Here is an 18921-nt window from a genome sequence, read left to right as displayed (position 1 = left end):
TTGGCCTCGAACACCAGGGACAGGCCAAGCAAGTCCGGGTTGGCCTGCAGCGCGGCCTTGACCTGGCGGGTCAGGTCTTCGCGGGTGTCGAAGGCGTCGAGAAAACGCTTCTCGGCCTGCTCGCGCAAGAACAGTACCTGGCGCGAAAAACCATGGCCGTACTGGTAGGCGTCCATGAACTGGCGGCGGATGCCCAGCGCCTGCACTTCGCCCTGGGCCTCGATGCGCGCCTGGGCGGCTTCATCGAGCATCTGCATGCTGGACGCTTTGACCTGCTGCGAGCTCTGCTCCATGCGATACAACGACAGACCCACCAGCAGGGTCACGATTCCCAGCAGGCACAGGCCGGCCAGCAGGGTGATTTTCCATTGAATGGAGAGCTGCCTGAGCGACATCGGTACATCCTTACCTGAACACACATAGAGCCTGGTTATCGGCCGACGCCGCCTTTTCTTTATTCAAACGATCAATTTAAACCTGAAAACGGCGCCGTTTTTTGACATGGACGCCTGCCTCCTGCAAAGTGCGCGCCCTCTAATAAGACCTCCTTCAAGCCTGCACGCTGGCGGCGCCGAATGGCCGCCCGGGTGCGCGCATGCCTGTTCTTGATGTTTTTTGCCTGAGGTAACCATGATTAACGCAGTCATCGCCGCGGTCGGCACCATGCTGGTGCTCAGCCTGTCCCGCGTGCATGTGGTCATCGCCATCATCGTCGGCGCTTTGGTAGGCGGACTGACCGGTGGCCTGGGCATCGACGCCACGCTCACAGCCTTTAACAGCGGCTTGGGCGGCGGTGCAACCGTGGCCTTGTCCTACGCCTTGCTCGGCGCTTTCGCCGTGGCGATTGCTAAATCCGGCCTGGCTCACGCCCTGGCCGACAAGGCGTTGCTGCTGGTCGACCGCCAGGAAGCCAGCGGCGGTAGCCACGTCAAATGGCTGCTCATCGGCCTGCTGTGGGTGGTGGCGATTGCCTCGCAGAACATTCTGCCGATCCATATCGCGTTTATCCCGCTGCTGGTACCGCCGCTGCTCTACGTGCTGACCAAGCTGCAACTGGATCGCCGCCTGATCGCCTGCGTGATGACGTTCGGCCTGATCACGCCCTACATGTTCCTGCCGGTGGGCTTCGGCAACATCTTCCTCAACCAGATCCTGTTGGCCAACGTGGCCAAGAGCGGGGTGGATATCAGCCAGGTCAATGTCACCCACGCCATGAGCCTGCCGGCGCTGGGCATGGTGGTCGGCCTGCTGGTGGCGGTATTTATCAGCTACCGCAAGAAGCGCGTCTACGACCTTGCAAAAATCGAGCGGGTCGAGCAGGTGGCGGTGCAGTACAACCCGCTGACCCTGCTGGTGGCCGGCCTGGCGATCGCCTCGGCGTTCATCATTCAGCTGTGGCTGGACTCGATGATCATCGGCGCCCTGGCCGGGTTTCTGATTTTCTCGGTATCGGGCATCGTGCGCTGGCGCGACACTGACGATCTGTTCACCGAAGGCATGAAAATGATGGCGATGATCGGCTTTATCATGATCGCCTCCTCGGGTTTTGCCGAGGTGCTCAAGGCCACCGGCGACGTGCGCTCATTGGTGGAAACCTCGGCGGCCTTCATCGGCCACAACCGTGGGGTCGGCGCGTTGCTGATGTTGCTGGTGGGGTTGCTGGTGACCATGGGCATCGGTTCGTCGTTTTCCACCGTGCCGATTCTCGCCGCGATCTTTGTGCCGCTGTGTGTGCAACTGGGCTTCAGCCCGGTGGCCATCGTGTGCATCGTCGGCACCGCCGGCGCCTTGGGTGACGCCGGCTCACCCGCGTCGGACTCTACCCTCGGCCCGACCTCCGGCCTGAATGTCGACGGCCAGCACCACCATATCTGGGACACCGTGGTGCCGACGTTCCTGCACTACAACCTGCCGTTGCTGGCCTTTGGCTGGCTGGCGGCCATGACGCTTTGACCGTCTTGTCTCGGTTAGGCTTCTTCTTGTGTCGGAAGAAGCCCGGGGCAATGTAGGGGGTCTCTGAATTCGCCCCTCACCCAGCAAGGGCCGCCGGCCGGGCGGTGCAGGGCCCTTATATTCCGGAGCTTCTCACTCGATTGAGGCTCTCCGATGAACAAGTTCGTCCTTTTCCTGGCCGTTCTGATGCTGGCAGGCTGCAGCACGGCCCCCAACAACCTGAGCGTAAAAAACGGCTACGCCATCGACACCACGCACAGCTCCCCAAACCAGAACGAACGGGTCCGCTATCTCGTCCTGCACTACACGGTCTTTGACGACAAGGACTCCCTCGACGCGCTTACCAACGGCACCGCCAGTGCTCACTACCTGGTCTACAGCACGCCGCCCACGCATCATGCGCTGCCGGTGGCCCTGCAACTGGTGCCGGAGGCGAAACGGGCCTGGCACGCCGGGGTCAGTCAATGGGGAAACCGCACCCACCTCAATGACACGTCCATCGGCATCGAGATCGTCAATGCGGGGTTTATCGATGGCCCGACCGGACGCCTATGGTTTCCCTACACCGAGGCGCAGTTGGCGTTGGTCAAGCAGCTCGCAGCGGACGTGATCAAGCGCTACGCCATCGAGCCGCAAAACGTTATCGGGCACAGCGACATTGCACCTCTGCGCAAATCCGACCCCGGTCCGTTGTTTCCGTGGCAGGCGTTCGCCGAGCAGGGGATCGGCGCCTGGCCGGATGCGGCCATGGTGCACAAACACTTGGCTGGGCGCCCGGCATCCAGACAGGTTGCCGTGGGCACGGTGCAACGCGCCCTGGCCACTTACGGCTACAAGATCCCGCAGACCGGCGAGTTGGATGAAGAAACCCGCCAGGTCATCCGGGCATTCCAGATGCATTTCCGACCTGCGGGTATCTCGGGCATCCCTGACGCCGAGACCGAAGCCGTCGCATTGGCCTTGGTGGAGAAGTATTACCCTTGAAGGTCAAGGTGGCCCGAACGGCAGGCCAGGCCCTACAGAATCCAAGCCATTGGCCGTTAACCTCTCAAGTCGCCACTAATAAGAGAGAAAACCCATGCGCCTGAGCCTCAAGGCTAAAGTCCTGTCCCTCGCCGTAGTGCCGGTGTTGCTGTTTGCCGTGGTCATCAGCCTGACCACCGTGTGGATTCTGCAGGGGCAGGCGCGCAACGAGGTGGATGAAACCCGCCAGCGCCTGCTCAATGACGCCAAGGCCACGCTGCAAAGTTATGTCGAGGTGGCCTTGAGCACCATCAAGCCGCTCTACGACGCGGCGGCTCCCGGCGATACCGCCGCGCGCGCCCAGGTGGTCAAGTTGCTGTCCAACACCAGCTACGGCAAGGATGGCTACTTCTTTGGCTATGATTCCGAGACCATTCGCCTGTTCAAAGGCAACAGCCCCGATGGCGTGGGCAAGAGCTTCAAGGACAACCGCGACCCCAACGGCGTGTACGTCAACCGCGACCTGGTCAAGGTCGGCAAGGACGGCACCCACTACCTGCAATACAGCTCGACCCAGCCGGGGCAGACCGAACTGGTGCCCAAGATGGGCTACACCGAATACCTGCCCAAGTGGGACATGGTCATTGGCACATCGGTGAACCTGGACGGTATCGAAGCCCAGGTCGCGGTGGTCGAGGCCAAGGTCGAGAAGCGCATGGAAGGCGTGCTGCTGAGCATCCTTGGCGTGGCCGTGGTGGTGCTGCTGGTGATCGCCGCCATTGGCATGGTGCTGGCCAATACCATCCTGCGCCCGCTGCACTTGATGAAAGCCAACCTCGACGACATCGCCGCCGGCGAAGGCGACTTGACCCGCCGCCTGGCCATCACCAGCCAGGACGAGCTGGGCGATCTCGCCGGTGCGTTCAACCGTTTTGTCGACAAGATCCACGGCCTGGTGCGCCAGATCACCGAAATGACCGCCCAGCTCACCGGCCTGGTCAGCCAGGTGTCCGAGCAGGCCCAGCGTTCCGAGCAGGCCATGGAGCGCCAGCGCCACGAGACCGACCAGGTGGCCACCGCGATCAATCAGATGTCGTCCGCCGCACAGGAAGTGGCGCGCAGCGCCCAGGGTGCCTCGGTGGCCGCCCAGCAAACCGACGCCGAAGGCCAGGCCGCCAAGCGCGTGGTGGATGGCAGCATCGCGCAGATCCATGCGCTGGTGAGCGATATCCGCAGCAGCGGCGTGTCCCTCGACAGCCTGCAGCAGGACGTGTCCTCCATCGTCAGCGTGTTGAGCGTGATCCGCTCCATCGCCGAACAGACCAACCTGCTGGCGCTCAACGCCGCCATCGAGGCCGCGCGGGCAGGGGAGGCCGGGCGTGGGTTTGCCGTGGTTGCCGATGAAGTGCGCGCCTTGGCCAGCCGCACCCAGACCAGCACCCAGGAAATCCAGGGCATGATCGACCGCCTGCAAAAAGGCACCGAAGCCGCCGTGGAGGCCATGCGCCGTTCCAGCGATGCCGGCGACGGGACCTCGGCCCAGGCCAACCAGGCCGGAGCGTCCCTGGACACCATGGCCCAGCTGATTGGCACCATCAATTCGATGAATGCGCAGATCGCCAGCGCCGCCGAAGAGCAGACCGCCGTCGCCGAAGAAATCAACCGCAGCGTGCACCAGATCGCCGTGGCGGTGGACAGCGTGGCCGACGAGACCCAACGGGGCGCCCAGACGTCCCGCAGCCTGTCGGACCTGGGACAGCGCCTGGGACAGTTGGTGGGGCAGTTCAGGATTTGATGCTGGCGTAGGCGTAGATCAAGAGCGGGTTGAGTGCACTGCGCTGAACTGCTTTTCTGTGGGAGCTGGCTTGCCTGCGATAGCCATAGGTATCTACACAACTTTCAAAGGTTAAAAGATCTCCCTGTAGTGAGCGGGCTTGTCCCGCGCTGGGTGGCGAAGCCGCCCCAAACCAGACGATTTGGTTTCATCTGGAACACTACGGTGTCCTTATTGGGGCCGCTTCGCAGCCCAGCGCGGGACAAGCCCGCTCACTACAACGATGTGTAGATGCCTATGCTGCGATAGCATCAACTCGGTGTACTTGATGTACCGAGGTGCCTGCATCGCAGGCAAGCCAGCTCCCACATTTGGACCGCGATCGACATTAGAAACGGATACGCCGCCAACCCAGCCCCGCTCAAACTCGACAACCGCTAGCGGATATCGCGCATCAGCAAGCCGAAGCGCACGTCCATCTCGGCCGGCACCGGCACGTACACCCTGTGCCCATCCCCCGGCGCCACCTCGGCCGCCTCGCCCTGGACGTTGTGCATCATCTCCAGGTCAAAGTGAAAGTTGCTGGCCGGGGTCATCAATTCCAGGTGATCGCCCACGGCAAAACGGTTCTTCACCCTGACCTCGGCCAACGCGCCCCGGCGTTCGCCGGTCAGTTCGCCGACGAACTGCTGGCGCTCCGACACCGAGCTGCCGTGCTGGTAGTTCTGGTATTCATCGTGCACATGGCGGCGCAGGAAACCCTCGGTATAGCCGCGCTGGGCCAGGGAGTCGAGGTCGGTCATGAGGCTGCGGTCGAACGCGCGCCCGGCCACGGCGTCATCGATAGCCCGGCGATACACCTGGGTGGTGCGCGCGCAATAAAAGTGGGATTTGGTGCGGCCTTCGATCTTCAGCGAGTGCACGCCCATGTGCGTCAGGCGTTCCACATGCTGCACCGCGCGCAAGTCCTTGGCATTCATGATGTAGGTGCCGTGCTCGTCCTCGAACGCGGGCATGTGCTCATCGGGGCGGTTGGCCTCCTGCAGCAGGAACACCTGCTCGGTCGGTGCGCCGATGCCCAGGGTCGGTTCCGGCTGGAACGCCTGGACGATATCGCCCGTGGCATTTTCCACTGCCGGGGTGGCCTGGTATTTCCAGCGGCACGCGTTGGTGCAGGTGCCCTGGTTGGCGTCGCGCTTGTTCATATAGCCCGAGAGCAGGCAGCGCCCGGAATAGGCCATGCACAAGGCACCGTGCACAAACACTTCCAGTTCCATGGCCGGTACTTGCTCGCGGATCTCGGCGATCTCTTCCAGGGACAGTTCCCGCGACAGGATCACCCGGCAGATCCCCTGTTGCCGCCAGAACTCCACGCTGGCCCAGTTCACCGTATTGGCCTGCACCGACAAGTGCACCGGCATCTGCGGGAAATGGCGGCGCACCAGCATGATCAACCCCGGGTCAGACATGATCAGCGCGTCCGGGCCCATGGCGATCACCGGGGCCAGGTCCTTCAGGAAGGTCTTGAGCTTGGCGTTGTGCGGCGCAATGTTGACCACCACGTAGAACCGCTTGCTCAGGGCATGGGCTTCCTGAATGCCAAGGGCCAGGTTGGCGTGGTCGAACTCGTTGTTGCGCACCCGCAGGCTGTAGCGCGGCTGGCCGGCGTAGACCGCATCGGCGCCATAGGCGAAGGCGTAGCGCATGTTTTTCAGGGTGCCGGCGGGGGCGAGCAGTTCTGGGGCTTTCACTGAGGGCATGGTCGGTACTTGAGTCAAAAAGTGCGGCAGGGTAGTGCAGGCAGCCCAGGGGTTTATTGATCTAGGTCTACCCTTACAACAAAGATGGCACTCGCAGCGCCAGCAGCGGACTAAGCAGCAGGGCGCGGATGCGCGCTCTGCATTTTTGACCTGGACTGGACATGAATCAAACCACTCTGCAATTCAAAACCCTGCTGTTGCTGCTGGGCCTGGTGACCATCGCCTTTATCTGGATATTGCTGCCGTTCTACGGTGCGGTGTTCTGGGCGGTGATTTTGGGCATTATCTTTGCGCCGATGCAGCGTCGGCTGCAGCAGCGCTTTGGCTGGAACCGCAACCTCACCTCCCTGGCGACCTTGAGCACTTGCCTGGTCATTGCGATCCTGCCGGTGATCATCACCAGTGCCTTGCTGGTGCAGGAAGGCGCGACGCTCTACAAGAACGTCGAAAGCGGCAAGCTCGACGTGGCCGGGTATATCGAGCAGTTCAAGAACGTGTTGCCGCCGTACTTCCAGCACCTGCTCGACCGCTTCGGCATGGGCAACCTGGAAGGCCTGCGCGAAAAGATCGTCAAGAGCGCGATGCAGGGCAGTCAGTTCTTTGCCACCCAGGCGTTCAGCTTTGGCCAGGGCACGTTTGATTTCCTGGTGAGCTTTTTCATCATGCTGTACTTGCTGTATTTCCTGTTGCGCGACGGCCCGGAGCTGGTGCGCAAGGTGCGCCTGGCGGTGCCGTTGGCCGAGCCGCAGAAGCGTCGGTTGCAGCTCAAGTTCAATCGGGTGGTGCGCGCCACGGTCAAGGGCAACGTGCTGGTGGCCGTGACCCAGGGTGCGCTCGGCGGGTTGATCTTCTGGTTCCTGGACATACCGAGTGCGTTGCTCTGGGCGGTACTGATGGCGTTTCTGTCGCTGTTGCCGGCGGTCGGCGCGGGGATTGTCTGGGCGCCGGTGGCCGTTTACTTCCTGCTCAGCGGTTCGATCTGGCAGGGCGTGGTGCTGGCGCTGTTTGGCGTGTTTGTGATCGGCCTGGTGGACAACGTGCTGCGGCCGATCCTGGTGGGCAAGGACACCAAGATGCCGGACTACCTGATCCTGATCTCGACCCTGGGCGGCCTGTCGGTGTTTGGCCTGAACGGTTTCGTGATCGGGCCGCTGGTGGCCGCGTTGTTCATGTCGAGCTGGGCGTTGTTTGTGGAAAGCAAGCCGCGAGTCAAACTGCCATTGCCGTGAACCTCAGGCGTGGAGCCTGAAGTTCGCAGCGTTTTGCAGCTGTTTTTCGGCGGCGGACAAGGACGTGAGCGGGCCGCTGATGGCTTCGCCATCACTTACCAAGTACCAGCAGGCGAGCAACCCCAGCGCGCGCAGAGGGGCGGGGACGGCGCTGCCGACGACGGACATGATCTGAACAGTGGGCATAAGGACCTCCAAACGTTATGGAGGTCACCTTACGGGCTGAGACGGCGTAGGAAAAATCACCTGTCTCGATAGTCGACATCGACGCGAAGTGTCAGTCCACCACTTGATCGAGCATGTTCACCACTTCCTGTTCGCTCAGCAAACCCTTGCGCACCAGGTTTTCCGCCAGCAGGGCGAGGAATTTGGCGCTGCGGTGGCCTTCCAGGTGCTTGAGCTCGGTGAGGGCGCTGTAGACTTTGCTGGACGTACAGAGGCCAGCGGTGCGGTGCGGGTTTTGTGTGGGCATGGTCAGTCGTCCTTGTTGTTATTGGGTGGACAGGCTCAATAGTGGGAGTGTCTCGTGACACAAACATGACAGCGTAAGGCCTGGTCGAGCAAGTAGCCATTGCTGTCGATGATGTGCGATTGCACGTTCAGCATTGTCCCCAGAACGACCTTGGCGCGATAAATCCGGACTTTCCGACAAAAAAAGGCCCCGCAACTCTGCGAGGCCTGTTCCAGCGGTAGTGCTTACCAGCCGCGGCCGTAGTAGCCATGGGGCGGGCCGTAATAGCCACGCGGTGGGCCATAGTAGCCGCGCGGTGCGCCGTAATACACCGGCGCCGGGCGGTAATAAACCTGTTGTTGCACATACACCGGTGGTGGTGGCGCGTAGTAGACCGGCGGCGGCGCGGCATACACCGGCTGCGGTTGCACATACACCGGCTGCTGCACATAGACCTCACGTGGCTGGCTGGCAACCACGGAGCCCACGACGGCGGCGCCGACCAAGGCACCCAATACGGCCGGGCCACCCCAACCACCACCGTGGGCGGAGGCTTGGCCTGCCATCGCGAGTGCGCCAACCAGCAAGGCGATCTTGGGGATTGTACGAATCATGGTCATTCCTCGGTTAACCCCTGCGCTTGTGGTCTGCAATCAATCGACTCAAGTAATGTCGCGGGGGATACTTTTAAGACAACGTATTTCTGAAAAACAGCACAGCCGCCAGGTAAAGGTTGTGTAAGGTCTGTATCGATTTGCTTACTCAAAGGAGTTACCCATGCAGATGCACCCCAACAAGGACACCCAGCTGTGCATGTCACTGTCGGCGCGCCCCGGGAATTTCGGCCTGCGTTTTCATAACCACTTGTACGAACAGCTGGGTCTGAACTTCTACTATAAGGCCTTCAGCAGCCAGGATTTGCCCGGTGCGATCGGTGGCATCCGCGCGCTTGGCATCCGAGGTTGCGGGGTTTCCATGCCGTTCAAGGAGGCCGCCATTGCCTTAGTGGACGAACTCGACGATTCGGTTCAAGCCATTGACTCGCTGAACACCATCGTCAATACCGACGGGCATCTCAAGGCCTACAACACCGACTACATCGCCATTGAACAATTGCTGAAAAAGCACGCCGTGCCAAAGGACTCGACCTTCGCCCTGCGCGGCAGCGGCGGCATGGCCAAGGCCGTGGCCAGCGCCTTGCGCGATGGCGGCTATGCCAATGGCGTCATCGTGGCGCGCAATGCTACCGCGGGCCAGACGCTGGCACGAAACCTGGGGTATGAGTGGCAGGCAGAATTGGCTGGCTTGCGCCCGCGGATGCTGATCAACGTGACGCCCATCGGCATGACCGGCGGGCCTGAAGCGCAAGCGTTGGCCTTTGACGCCGACGCTGTGGACGCTGCCGACACCGTCTTCGATGTGGTGGCGATCCCCGCCGAAACACCGTTGATCCTGCGCGGTCGTGCCGAGGGCAAACAGGTGATTACCGGGTTGGAAGTGATCGCGATCCAAGCGTTGGAGCAGTTTGTGCTCTATACCGGCGTGCGCCCCACGCCTGAACAGTTCGAGAAAGCCGTGGCGTTTGCCCGCGCTTGAATGCGCGTGCCCGATGGGGTGCAAACTCATCCCATCGCATACCCCACCCAATACCCAAGTAGCATAGGTCTCACCGCCCACCCTTCGTACACTCATGCCTTAGAGGGCATAGGTACTACACATCTTGTAGTGAGCGGGCTTGCCCCGCGCTGGGTCGCGAAGCGGCCCCAATTAAAGACACCGCGTGTTTCAGATAAAACCAGGTCGCCTGGTTTGGGGCCGCTTCGCAGCCCAGCGCGGGGCAAGCCCGCTCACTACAAGGGGACCAACGATGCATAACAGTGAAGGCGTGGTCAGCGCCATGTCCCAGGCCGACGACCCTGGGCAGGCCGCCGAAGAGCTGGCGCGGCAACTGCTGCATCCCTACCTGGGTTTTGTGCTGTTTTTCTGTTCCGCCTCCTATGATTTGCAGGCCTTGGGCCAGGCGCTGCAACAGTGCTTCGCCAGCGTGCGGGTGGTTGGCTGCACCAGCGCCGGGGAGATCACTCCCCAAGGCTATGGCCGCAACTGCATCACTGCGGTGGGCTTCCACCACGCACACTTTTCCATCGCCACTGAGCTGATCGACCAGGTGGAACACTTCAGCCTGATCAACGCCCAGGACATGGTCGAACGCCTTGTGGGCGGCTGTCGCAGCAACACGCTCGCGCCGATCAAGGGCAACACCTTTGCGCTGACCCTGCTCGATGGCCTGTCCAGTCGCGAAGAAATGGTGCTCGCCGCCCTCAGCGCGGCCCTTGGGGACATCCCTCATTTCGGCGGCTCGGCAGGCGACGACAATTTCCTCACCCATACCCACGTCTACTTCAACGGCGTGTTCCACAGCGGCGCGGCGGTGGTGGTACTGGTCAATACCTGGCTGGATTTCGAGGTGTTCACCACCCATCACATCCTGCCGCGCAGCGAAAAACTGGTGGTCACCGGCGCCGACAGCCCGTCGCGCCGGGTCTTCGAACTCAACGCCGAGCCTGCCGCCGAAGAATACGCGCGGCATATCGGCGTAGCCGTGGCCGACCTCGACCACCGCACCTTCGCCGCGCACCCGCTGGCGGTGCGCATCCACGATCAGTACTACGTGCGTGCCATCCAGCAAGTGCATGCCGACTTGAGCTTGAGTTTCTACTGCGCGGTAGAAAACGGCATCGTGCTCACGGCGATGAAACCCGGGCCGATCCTGCCGAACCTGCAAACCTTGTTCGACGGCTTGCACTCGCGCCTCGGCGACCTGCTGCTGACCATCGGCTGCGACTGCTTCCTGCGCCGCCTGGAACTGGAGGACAACGGCAGCCTGGAACAGATCGGCGGTTTCCTGCGGGACCAGCGGGTGATGGGCTTCAACACCTATGGAGAACAGTTCAATGGCATGCACATCAACCAGACCTTCACCGGCGTCGCCATTGCCCGCGGCCGACGCTGAACTGCTCGCCCAGGTGGCCCGGCTGCAACAGGACAACCACAAGCTGGCGCGGATCAACGCCGCGCTGATCGAGCGCATCGAGTCCGGCATGACCCAGGGCAACAACCCTTACACCACCTTCCAGCATTCGGTGGTGCTGGCCGAGCAAGTGCGCGAGCGCACCGACGCGCTGAACCAGGCGATGGCCGAACTCAAGGCCAGCAACCACCTGTTGATCAACGCCCGGCTGCGCGCCGAAACCCTGCGCGGCGAGCAAGCCGCGGCGCAGAAGGCCCAGGAAAGCGAACGCTGGATCCGCCTGATCACCGACAACGTGCCGGCGCTGATCGGCTATCTGAATGCCGACCTGGTCTACGAATTCACCAATAAAGTCTATGAACAATGGTACTGCTGGCCGCGTGGCATGATGCTCGGGCAAAGCCTTCGCCAGGTGCACAGCGAGCAGCATTGCCGGCGCCTGGATGCCTACGTCGCCCGCGCTCTGGCGGGGGAGAGCGTGACCTTCGAGTTTGCCGAAACCAACATCAACAACCAGGAACGCTACATGCTGCGCTCCTATGTACCGAATATGCTGGCCACCGGCGAAGTGGTGGGGATCTTCGTGCTGATTCGCGACATCACCGAACGCCGCCGTACCGCCGAGGCCTTGCACCAGGCCTATCAGCATCTGGAACAACGCGTGGCGCAGCGCACCTCGGAGCTGACCTCGCTCAATGACCAGTTGCTCAAGGAAATCGACGAGCGTCGGCGCATGGAAACCCGCCTGCGCGAAGCCAAGCGGGAAGCCGAGCAGGCCAACTTGTCGAAAACCAAATTCCTCGCCGCCGTCAGCCACGACCTGCTGCAACCGCTGAACGCGGCGCGCCTGTTTACCAGCGCGTTGCTCGAGCGCCCCAGCGAAACCCTGGTGCGCAACGTGAGCAATTCCCTGGAAGACGTGGAAAACCTGCTGGGCACCCTGGTGGATATTTCCAAGCTGGACGCCGGAGTGATCAAGGCCGATATCGCGCCCTTTGCCTTGAGCGAGCTGCTGGACAACCTTGCCGTGGAGTACACCCAACTGGCCCGCGCCGAGGGGTTGGCGCTGCACTTCGTCGGCTGCTCGGCGCTGGTGCGCAGCGATATTCAGCTGCTGGCGCGCATCCTGCGCAACCTGTTGAGCAATGCGCTTCGCTACACCTACAAGGGCCGCGTGGTGCTGGGCTGCAGGCGTCAGCACCAGCGCGTGTTGATCCAAGTGTGGGACAGCGGCATGGGCATTGCGCCAGAGCGGCTTGAGGAGATTTTCCAGGAATTCAAGCGCGGCGATGTGCAGCGTCCCGACCAAGATCGCGGGCTGGGCCTGGGCCTGGCCATCGTGGAAAAGATCGCCGGGATCCTGGGGCATCGCATCAGCGTCAAGTCCTGGCCGGGCAAGGGCTCGATGTTCTCGGTGGAGGTGCCGTTGAGCGCCACCGCGCCCAAACCGTTGCCGACGCCGTGCATGAGCGAACCGATGCTCGAACGCCTGCAGGGCGCACGCATATGGGTGCTGGATAACGACGCGGCGATCTGCGCGGGCATGCGTACCCTGCTCGAAGGCTGGGGCTGCCGGGTGGTCACGGCGCTGTCGGAACAGGACCTGGCGCGGCAGGTGGACAACTACCACGCCGAGGCGGACTTGCTGATTGCCGACTACCACCTCGATAACGACCAGAACGGCGTGGACGCCGTTGCCCGCATCAACGCCCGCCGGGGCAGCGCCATACCGGCACTGATGATCACCGCCAACTACAGCAATGAGTTGAAGCAGCAGATTCGCGAGTTGGGGCATACGTTGATGCACAAGCCGGTGCGGCCGATGAAACTGAAGACGGCGATGAGTCATTTACTGGGCCAAACCGGTCTTCTCTTGTAGTGAGCGGGCTTGCCCCGCGCTGGGTGGCGCAGCCGCCCCAAACCAGGCGACTCGGTTTTGCGCGTAACTCGGCGGTGACTGTATTAGGGCGGCTTCGCCACCCAGCGCGGGCGGTGCGACGATTCGACAAGCCCGCTCACTACAAAGATTTATCGTCGGGCTGGCGGCTCAGCGGCGCAGATACGAGCCGAAATCGATATCCCCGGCACTCAGAATCGCCTGCACCCGGTTGTGCACATTCAACTTGCGCAAAATCGCCGACACATGTGCCTTCACCGTCGTCTCGGCAATCTCCAGGGTGTAGGCAATCTGCTTGTTCGACTCGCCCTTGGTCATTCGCTCCAATACCAGCAGTTGCTTGCGCGTCAGTGCCTGCAACAGTTCCGGAGCAAAACTGGGGTTGTCGTTCAGGCGCCGGTGGCCGCTGCTTTTCTGGGTGCGGATGATGTCCGGCGGCAGGTAAACGTTGCCGTTGAGAATCTGCCGGATCGCCTCGGTCATTTGCAGGCGTGGCGACGACTTGGTGATAAACCCCACCGCGCCATAGGTGATGGCTTGCAGCACGATCTGTTTGTCCTGTTCGGCCGAGACAATCACCACCGGGATGGTGGGCGACTCGTTGCGCAGGTTGATCAGGCCATTGAGACCATGCATGCCGGGCATGTTCAGGTCCAGCAGGATCAGGTCGAGATCGTCGTGCGCCTGGGTCAGGGCAAGGGCGCTGTCCAGGTCGGCGGTTTCCATCACGTCGCTGCCGGGGAAACCGTCGCTGATGACGTTATGGATCGCTTCGCGAAACAGCGGGTGATCGTCGGCGATCAAAATTTTGTACATGGCCGTTCACCTTCTTGTTGTGGTTTTTTTATTCAAAGGGCTCGGGTGCCGCAGCCGTCACTGGCAGTTTTGCCGCTTCCCATGCGTCCAAGCCATCGCGGTACCAATACACAGAGGTATAGCCCAGGCTGGCGGCTCGTTTTACCGCGTTCCAACTCAGCCAGCAATCGGAGCGGCAGTAGAACACCAGCGGGCGCCCCAGGTCGCCGCCGGTGAATTTGTACAGGTGTCGCACAAAGTAACCCTGCCACTCGGGTGTGAGGTCGCCGTCGCCGGTATTGGCCAGCCAGTGGCTGCCGGGCAGGTTGGCGTGGGGCTGGTCCTCGATGAAACGGCCTTGCAGCCATTGGCGGCGGTACACGTCGACCAGGACCGGTGCCGGCGCCTGGGTGAGCAGGGTTTGCAGGGCAGGGGTGTCGACAATCGTGACCCCTGGCAAGTGCTCGGGCGTAGGGCTGCGGTACCGGCTGATGCGGTAGCCTTCGGCGGAAAACAGCGCAGGGTCGGCCTGTACGTGCGTGATGAACAGGCACAACAGTGCCGCGAGTGGCAGTCGAGCGGGCAGCATGGCGGGTCCGGGCATTATCGTTATGCGCCCATTACACGCCAGTCCCACTGCCTTGGGAATGCGACGATAGACAGCAAAACCAGTACCAAAGTAGTAGGTCGCGGCGCGGCGTGGGGTTCTAGCATGAGGCAAAGCCGCTGCCATTGGAGGCATTATGAATATCCTGCTGGTCGATGATCACGCCGTGGTCCGCCTGGGCTACGCCGGCCTGTTGCGCAGCGGGCTGCCGGGCGTGGTGGTGCGCGAAGCGGCCAGCGGCGAAGAGGCCCTGGCGCGGGTGCACGAGGCGGTGCCTAACCTGGTGATCATCGGTTTCGGCCTGCCGGGCATCAGCGGCCTGGAAACCACCCGCCGCTTGCGCCGGCGCTTGCCGCAATTGCGCGTGTTGTTTTTCAGTCAGCATGCCGAGCTGCCGCTGGTGCGCCAGGCCCTGGACGCCGGCGCGTCGGGCTACCTGACCAAAAGCGCGTCGCCCGAGGTGATGCTGGATGCGGTGGCGCGCATCCTCGACGGGCACACTTATATCGAACAGGATTTGGCGACGCAGTTGGCTTATCACCCGACGGATCGTCGTTTGCAAGGCATGACCCAGCGTGAGCTGGAGATTTTCCTGATGCTCGCCAGGGGCACTCCGGCCCGTTCGATTGCGGCTCAGTTGAGTATCAGTAGCAAGACTGTGTCTAATTACTTGACGTTGCTCAAGAGCAAATTGCGGGTGAGTTCTCATGCTGAGCTGGTGCATTTGGGGATTGATATGGGGGTGGTGAGGATTGCGGGGTGAGCGGGGTTTTGAAGTCTTCTGTGAAAGCCGACTTGCCTGTGGAATGAGTACATATCCATTATTTAGGTAAAGGCTGCTGGCGGTTCCGCTCTTACAGCGGGTCACTTTTGGAAAGGCCCAAAAGTAACCAAAAGGCCTTCGCCCCACCACTCGGTGCCTCGCCTAGGCTCGGCATGCCCTCACTCCGGCTTTGGAGCGTGGGCCGCCGCAATGGGCCATCCATGGCCCAGTGCGGCTAACCCGGCGTCCTGCCGGGTTACCCACGCTCCAAAGCCTGCGTTCGGCCAGCGTGTTTGACGGGGCGATCCGAGATCAAAAGCAGAAGCGCGGCGGCCTTAGAGCCGACCGGTATTTGCTGTCGGTCTCGGTTCAAAATGTGGGAGCTGGCTTGCCTGCGATGCAGACACCCCGGTACATCAGGCACACCGAGTTGATACCATCGCAGGCAAGCCAGCTCCCACAGAAAAGCAGATCGGCGGAGTGCCATCGAACCTGCTCTTGATCTGCTCTTGATCTGCTCTTGATCTGCTCTTGATCTGCTCTTGATCTGCTCTTGATCTGGCTTTTGATCTGGCTTTTGATCTTGATCTTAGGCGCCCCGTCAACCACGCTGGCCGAACGCAGGCTTGAATCCGTGGGTAACCCGGCAGGACGCCGGGTTAGCCGCCCCGCGCCAAGGATGGCGCGTGGCGGCGGCCCACGGATTCAAGCCTGCGTTCGGGCACACCGAGCCCAGGCGAGGTGCCGAGTGGTGGGGCAAGAGCCCTTTGGTTACTTTGGGGCTCTTTTCCAAAGTGACCCGCCGTAAGGGCGGAACCAATATCAGCCGTTACCCAAATAACGGATATGTACTCGCTACCCCCCCAAAAAAAAACGGTCGGTCCGAAGTCTGCTCTAACGATCCCACCCCCCAGGACACCCCTCACACCCCTCCATATTCGCATCCTGAAAATTCGCATAATGCTGCCGGCTCCCCGTAAGCCTGGCCTTTTCCAAATTACTCTCCCCAAACTTGGCCTCCTGCAAATTGGCATCACTCAGATCGGCACCCTGCAGGTCAGCCTTGCTCAACCAGGTCATCTCCAGATCCGCCGCACGCAGGTCGGCCTTGTGCAGCTTCGCGCCCGACAACCGCGCAAACTGCAGGTAGGCCGCGCTGAGGTTGGCGTTTTCAAATTGCGCGCCCTGGGCAAACATGCCCCAGCCTTGCACGGCGGTCAGCGTGGCGCCGGTCAAGTCCGCCAGGCGCAGGTTGCTTTGTTGCAGGCTGGCGCGGGTCAGGTTGGCGCCTTGCAGTTGGGCTTTTTCCAGGTTGGCCAGGTCGAGGTTGGCGTGGCGTAGGTTGGCCTCGCGCAGGTCGGCGCCGGCCAGGTTCATTTTGCTCAGGTTCTGGTTGCTCAGGTTCGCACCCTTGAGGTCGGCGCCGGGGCATTGGCTGTGTTCGGCGATGGTGCAGCCGTTGATGATCAGCGGGGCGTCGTCGCCGTCGTCGGCATGGGCCAGGGGCAGGCTTAGCAGGAGCAGTAAAGGCAAGAGTTTCATGGCAAGGCCTCTAAAGAAGAACAGCAGGGAGAGCGTGTCCACTCTCCCTGCCCAGGGTTATTTCTGCGCGGTTTTCTGATCCCAGCTCGGGATCTTGAACACCCAGAACGACCCACCCTGTGCCACCGGCTTGGTCAGCTCGGCCATGTCGCCGCCCCACAGCGGCACCGCGCCGCCATAGCCGACGGTCACGCCGATGTACTGCTCGCCATCCTGTTCCCAGGTGATCGGCGGCGAGACGATGCCGCTGCCGGTCTGGAACTTCCACAGTTCCTTGCCGGTTTTCGCGTCGAAGGCCTTGAAGAAGCCGTCGCCGGTGCCGGTGAAGACCAGGTTGCCCTTGGTCGCCAGCACGCCGGCCCACAGCGGCAGGGCTTCCTTGTGCTCCCACACCACCTTGCCGGTAGTCGGGTTCATCGCGCGCAGGGTGCCGACGTGATCGTCGTACATGCGTTTGATACGAAAGCCCATGCCCAGGTAGGCCGAACCTTTCTTGTAGTTGACCTCTTCGGTCCAGTATTCCTCTTTCCATTGGTTGCCCGGGATGTAGAACAGGCCGGTGTCCTGACTGTAGGCCATGGGGTTCCAGTTCTTGCCACCGAGGAACGGCGGCGAGACTTCCACCGACTTGCCCTTGGTTTCACCGGGCAATGGCTTGGCCGGACGCTGGCCTTCGTTTTCCACCGGGCGACCGGTCTTGAGGTCGATGTGGCTGGCCCAGGTGATGTTGTCGACGAACGGGAAGGCGTTCTGCAGCTTGCCGTTATTGCGGTCCACCACATAGAAGAAGCCGTTGCGGTCGGCGTGGCCGGTGGCCTTGATGACCTTGCCGTCCTTGTCCTTGTAGTCGAACAGCACCAGTTCGTTGTTGCCGGAGAAGTCCCAGGCGTCGTTCGGGGTGTGTTGGTAGAACCACTTCACTTCGCCGGTGCTGGGGTCGACGCCGACCTGGCCCGAGGTGTAGAGGCTGTCGAAGTCATGGGGGTTGCCGTCCTTGGCGGTGCGCGCCCAGGTGTTCCACGGGCCGGGGTTGCCGGCGCCAACGATGATAGTATTGGTCTCGGCATCGAAGCTCGCGCTCTGCCAAGGTGCGCCGCCGCCATGGCTCCACGCCTCGACCTTGCCGGTTTCGGTGGTTGGGTCATCCGGCCACGACGGTGCCTTCACGTCGCCGGTCGGCGTGCTGTCCTTGCCGTTCAGGCGGCCCATGTGGCCCTCCACGAACGGGCGCATCCAGACTTCTTCACCAGTGTCCGGGTCACGTGCATACAGCTGGCCGACTACGCCGAATTCATCGCCGGAGCTGCCGTGGATCAGCAGCACCTTGCCGCTGACCTTGTCCTTGATCAGCACCGGGGCGCCGGTCATGGTGTAGCCGGCGGCGTGGTCGCCGAATTTCTTGTTCCACACCACTTTGCCGGTGTTTTTGTCGAGGGCGATCAGGCGTGCGTCGAGGGTGCCGAAGTAGATCTTGTCGCCGAAGATCGCCGCGCCACGGTTGACCACGTCACAGCACGGGCGAATGTTGTCGGGCAGGCGGTGGTTGTAGGTCCACAGGCGCTTGCCGGTCTTCGCATCAAGTGCGAACACGCGGGAGTAGGAGCCGGTGACGTACACCACGCCGTCGTTGACGATGGCCTGGGATTCCTGGCCACGCTGCTTTTCGTCGCCGAACGAGTAGGACCAGGCCGGGGTGAGCTTGAACACGTTCTTGTCGTTGACCTGGGCCAAGGGGCTCCAGCGCTGGGCATTGGTGCCCATGCCATATTGCAGCACGTCCTTGGTGGTCAGGTGATCGTTGGCGATGTCTTCCCAGGTCACATTGTGGGTCGGCTTGGCAGCGGGGTCAGCGGCGGCATGGCTCGCGGCACTGAGGGACAGGCTGCCTACCAGCAGAAAAGCCTGCACGGCAAGGCTTAAAGGTGAGCGGGCGGGTAGCGATCTTATTGTCATGGTTGCAGTTCCCAGTGGAGGTTTTGGCCTGTACAGGTTGCTGCCTGGCGGGGGTGGCGAATACGGAAAAAGTCCCGGTGTTGCCGGGACAATTTCCCGAACCGCCTCTGATTTAGCAGTGCCCCACAAGGCCTGCTACCAACGGATGAGAACCCGGCCACCAAAGCAGCATACGGGTGCCGTCGAGCGCTTCCTAAGATGGT

The 18921-nt window shown here is 61.9% G+C and carries 16 protein-coding genes and 1 pseudogene; 9 read left to right on the top strand and 8 right to left on the bottom strand.

From position 1 onward, the window contains the following. Positions 1–633: 633 nt before the first annotated feature. From BLL36_RS27145 to BLL36_RS31815, 4 genes and pseudogenes are all read left to right on the top strand, one after another. Positions 634–1953, top strand: coding sequence for a Na+/H+ antiporter family protein (locus tag BLL36_RS27145; RefSeq protein WP_162279249.1), 1320 nt, complete (start codon positions 634–636; stop codon positions 1951–1953). A 153-nt stretch (positions 1954–2106) separates the two neighbouring features. Beyond that, the gene (locus BLL36_RS27140; protein ID WP_076954684.1) at positions 2107–2937 is read left to right on the top strand and encodes an N-acetylmuramoyl-L-alanine amidase; all 831 of its coding nucleotides are present in this window, start codon (positions 2107–2109) and stop codon (positions 2935–2937) included. A gap of 94 nt (positions 2938–3031) precedes the next feature. After that, positions 3032–3853, top strand: a pseudogene (locus tag BLL36_RS31820) (cache domain-containing protein); the annotation flags it as partial. A 36-nt stretch (positions 3854–3889) separates the two neighbouring features. Continuing rightward, complete coding sequence (locus BLL36_RS31815) at positions 3890–4711, top strand: methyl-accepting chemotaxis protein (protein ID WP_394329502.1); 822 nt, start codon at positions 3890–3892, stop codon at positions 4709–4711. A 416-nt stretch (positions 4712–5127) separates the two neighbouring features. Here the strand turns inward: BLL36_RS31815 and trhP are convergent, their stop codons facing one another. After that, on the bottom strand, positions 5128–6450 hold the full coding sequence (gene trhP, locus BLL36_RS27130) for a prephenate-dependent tRNA uridine(34) hydroxylase TrhP (RefSeq protein WP_076954682.1): 1323 nt from the start codon (positions 6448–6450) through the stop codon (positions 5128–5130). A 161-nt stretch (positions 6451–6611) separates the two neighbouring features. Between trhP and BLL36_RS27125 the strand changes: the two genes are divergently transcribed. Beyond that, on the top strand, positions 6612–7679 hold the full coding sequence (locus tag BLL36_RS27125; RefSeq protein ID WP_076954681.1) for an AI-2E family transporter: 1068 nt from the start codon (positions 6612–6614) through the stop codon (positions 7677–7679). Between the two features lie 3 nt (positions 7680–7682). Here BLL36_RS27125 and BLL36_RS27120 read toward each other — a convergent pair whose 3' ends face one another. The 3 genes from BLL36_RS27120 to BLL36_RS27110 all read right to left on the bottom strand — a co-directional run bounded on the left by BLL36_RS27120 (position 7683) and on the right by BLL36_RS27110 (position 8750). After that, on the bottom strand, positions 7683–7865 hold the full coding sequence (locus tag BLL36_RS27120; protein ID WP_076954680.1) for a hypothetical protein: 183 nt from the start codon (positions 7863–7865) through the stop codon (positions 7683–7685). Between the two features lie 91 nt (positions 7866–7956). Further along, on the bottom strand, positions 7957–8151 hold the full coding sequence (locus BLL36_RS27115) for a hypothetical protein (protein WP_010211349.1): 195 nt from the start codon (positions 8149–8151) through the stop codon (positions 7957–7959). 224 nt (positions 8152–8375) lie between these two features. Further along, entirely contained in the window at positions 8376–8750 is a 375-nt protein-coding gene (locus BLL36_RS27110; RefSeq protein WP_076954679.1) for a hypothetical protein, read from the bottom strand. Between the two features lie 157 nt (positions 8751–8907). Between BLL36_RS27110 and BLL36_RS27105 the strand changes: the two genes are divergently transcribed. The 3 genes from BLL36_RS27105 (at position 8908) to BLL36_RS27095 (ending at position 13040) form a co-directional block, all read left to right on the top strand. Next, entirely contained in the window at positions 8908–9726 is an 819-nt protein-coding gene (locus BLL36_RS27105) for a shikimate 5-dehydrogenase (protein WP_076954678.1), read from the top strand. Positions 9727–9997: 271 nt separating this feature from the next. Further along, a complete protein-coding gene (gene nosP / locus BLL36_RS27100; protein ID WP_076954677.1) occupies positions 9998–11143 on the top strand; it encodes a nitric oxide-sensing protein NosP in 1146 nt (381 codons plus the stop codon). After that, on the top strand, positions 11085–13040 hold the full coding sequence (locus BLL36_RS27095) for a PAS domain-containing hybrid sensor histidine kinase/response regulator (RefSeq protein ID WP_076954676.1): 1956 nt from the start codon (positions 11085–11087) through the stop codon (positions 13038–13040). Before nosP ends, BLL36_RS27095 begins: the two co-directional genes overlap by 59 nt. 168 nt (positions 13041–13208) lie before the next feature. Here the strand turns inward: BLL36_RS27095 and BLL36_RS27090 are convergent, their stop codons facing one another. Next, positions 13209–13874, bottom strand: a complete 666-nt coding sequence (locus BLL36_RS27090; protein WP_076954675.1) for a response regulator transcription factor — start codon at positions 13872–13874, stop codon at positions 13209–13211. Between the two features lie 28 nt (positions 13875–13902). After that, on the bottom strand, positions 13903–14442 hold the full coding sequence (locus BLL36_RS27085) for a PQQ-dependent catabolism-associated CXXCW motif protein (protein ID WP_076954674.1): 540 nt from the start codon (positions 14440–14442) through the stop codon (positions 13903–13905). Positions 14443–14596: 154 nt separating this feature from the next. Between BLL36_RS27085 and BLL36_RS27080 the strand changes: the two genes are divergently transcribed. Next, positions 14597–15223 (top strand): response regulator, encoded by a 627-nt coding sequence (locus tag BLL36_RS27080; protein ID WP_076954673.1) that lies wholly within the window; start codon positions 14597–14599, stop codon positions 15221–15223. An 894-nt stretch (positions 15224–16117) separates the two neighbouring features. On the opposite strand, the gene BLL36_RS27060 is transcribed toward BLL36_RS27080, so the two are convergent. Both BLL36_RS27060 and exaA read right to left on the bottom strand, forming a co-directional pair. Further along, positions 16118–16765, bottom strand: a complete 648-nt coding sequence (locus tag BLL36_RS27060) for a pentapeptide repeat-containing protein (protein WP_076954671.1) — start codon at positions 16763–16765, stop codon at positions 16118–16120. Between the two features lie 57 nt (positions 16766–16822). After that, complete coding sequence (gene exaA, locus BLL36_RS27055) at positions 16823–18718, bottom strand: quinoprotein ethanol dehydrogenase (protein WP_076954670.1); 1896 nt, start codon at positions 18716–18718, stop codon at positions 16823–16825. Between the last annotated feature and the right edge of the window lie 203 nt (positions 18719–18921).

Origin of the sequence: Pseudomonas cedrina subsp. cedrina, from assembly GCF_001983175.1 — a bacterium.
Taxonomy (GTDB): domain Bacteria; phylum Pseudomonadota; class Gammaproteobacteria; order Pseudomonadales; family Pseudomonadaceae; genus Aquipseudomonas; species Aquipseudomonas cedrina.
This window is presented reverse-complemented; position numbering and strand designations above follow the sequence as displayed.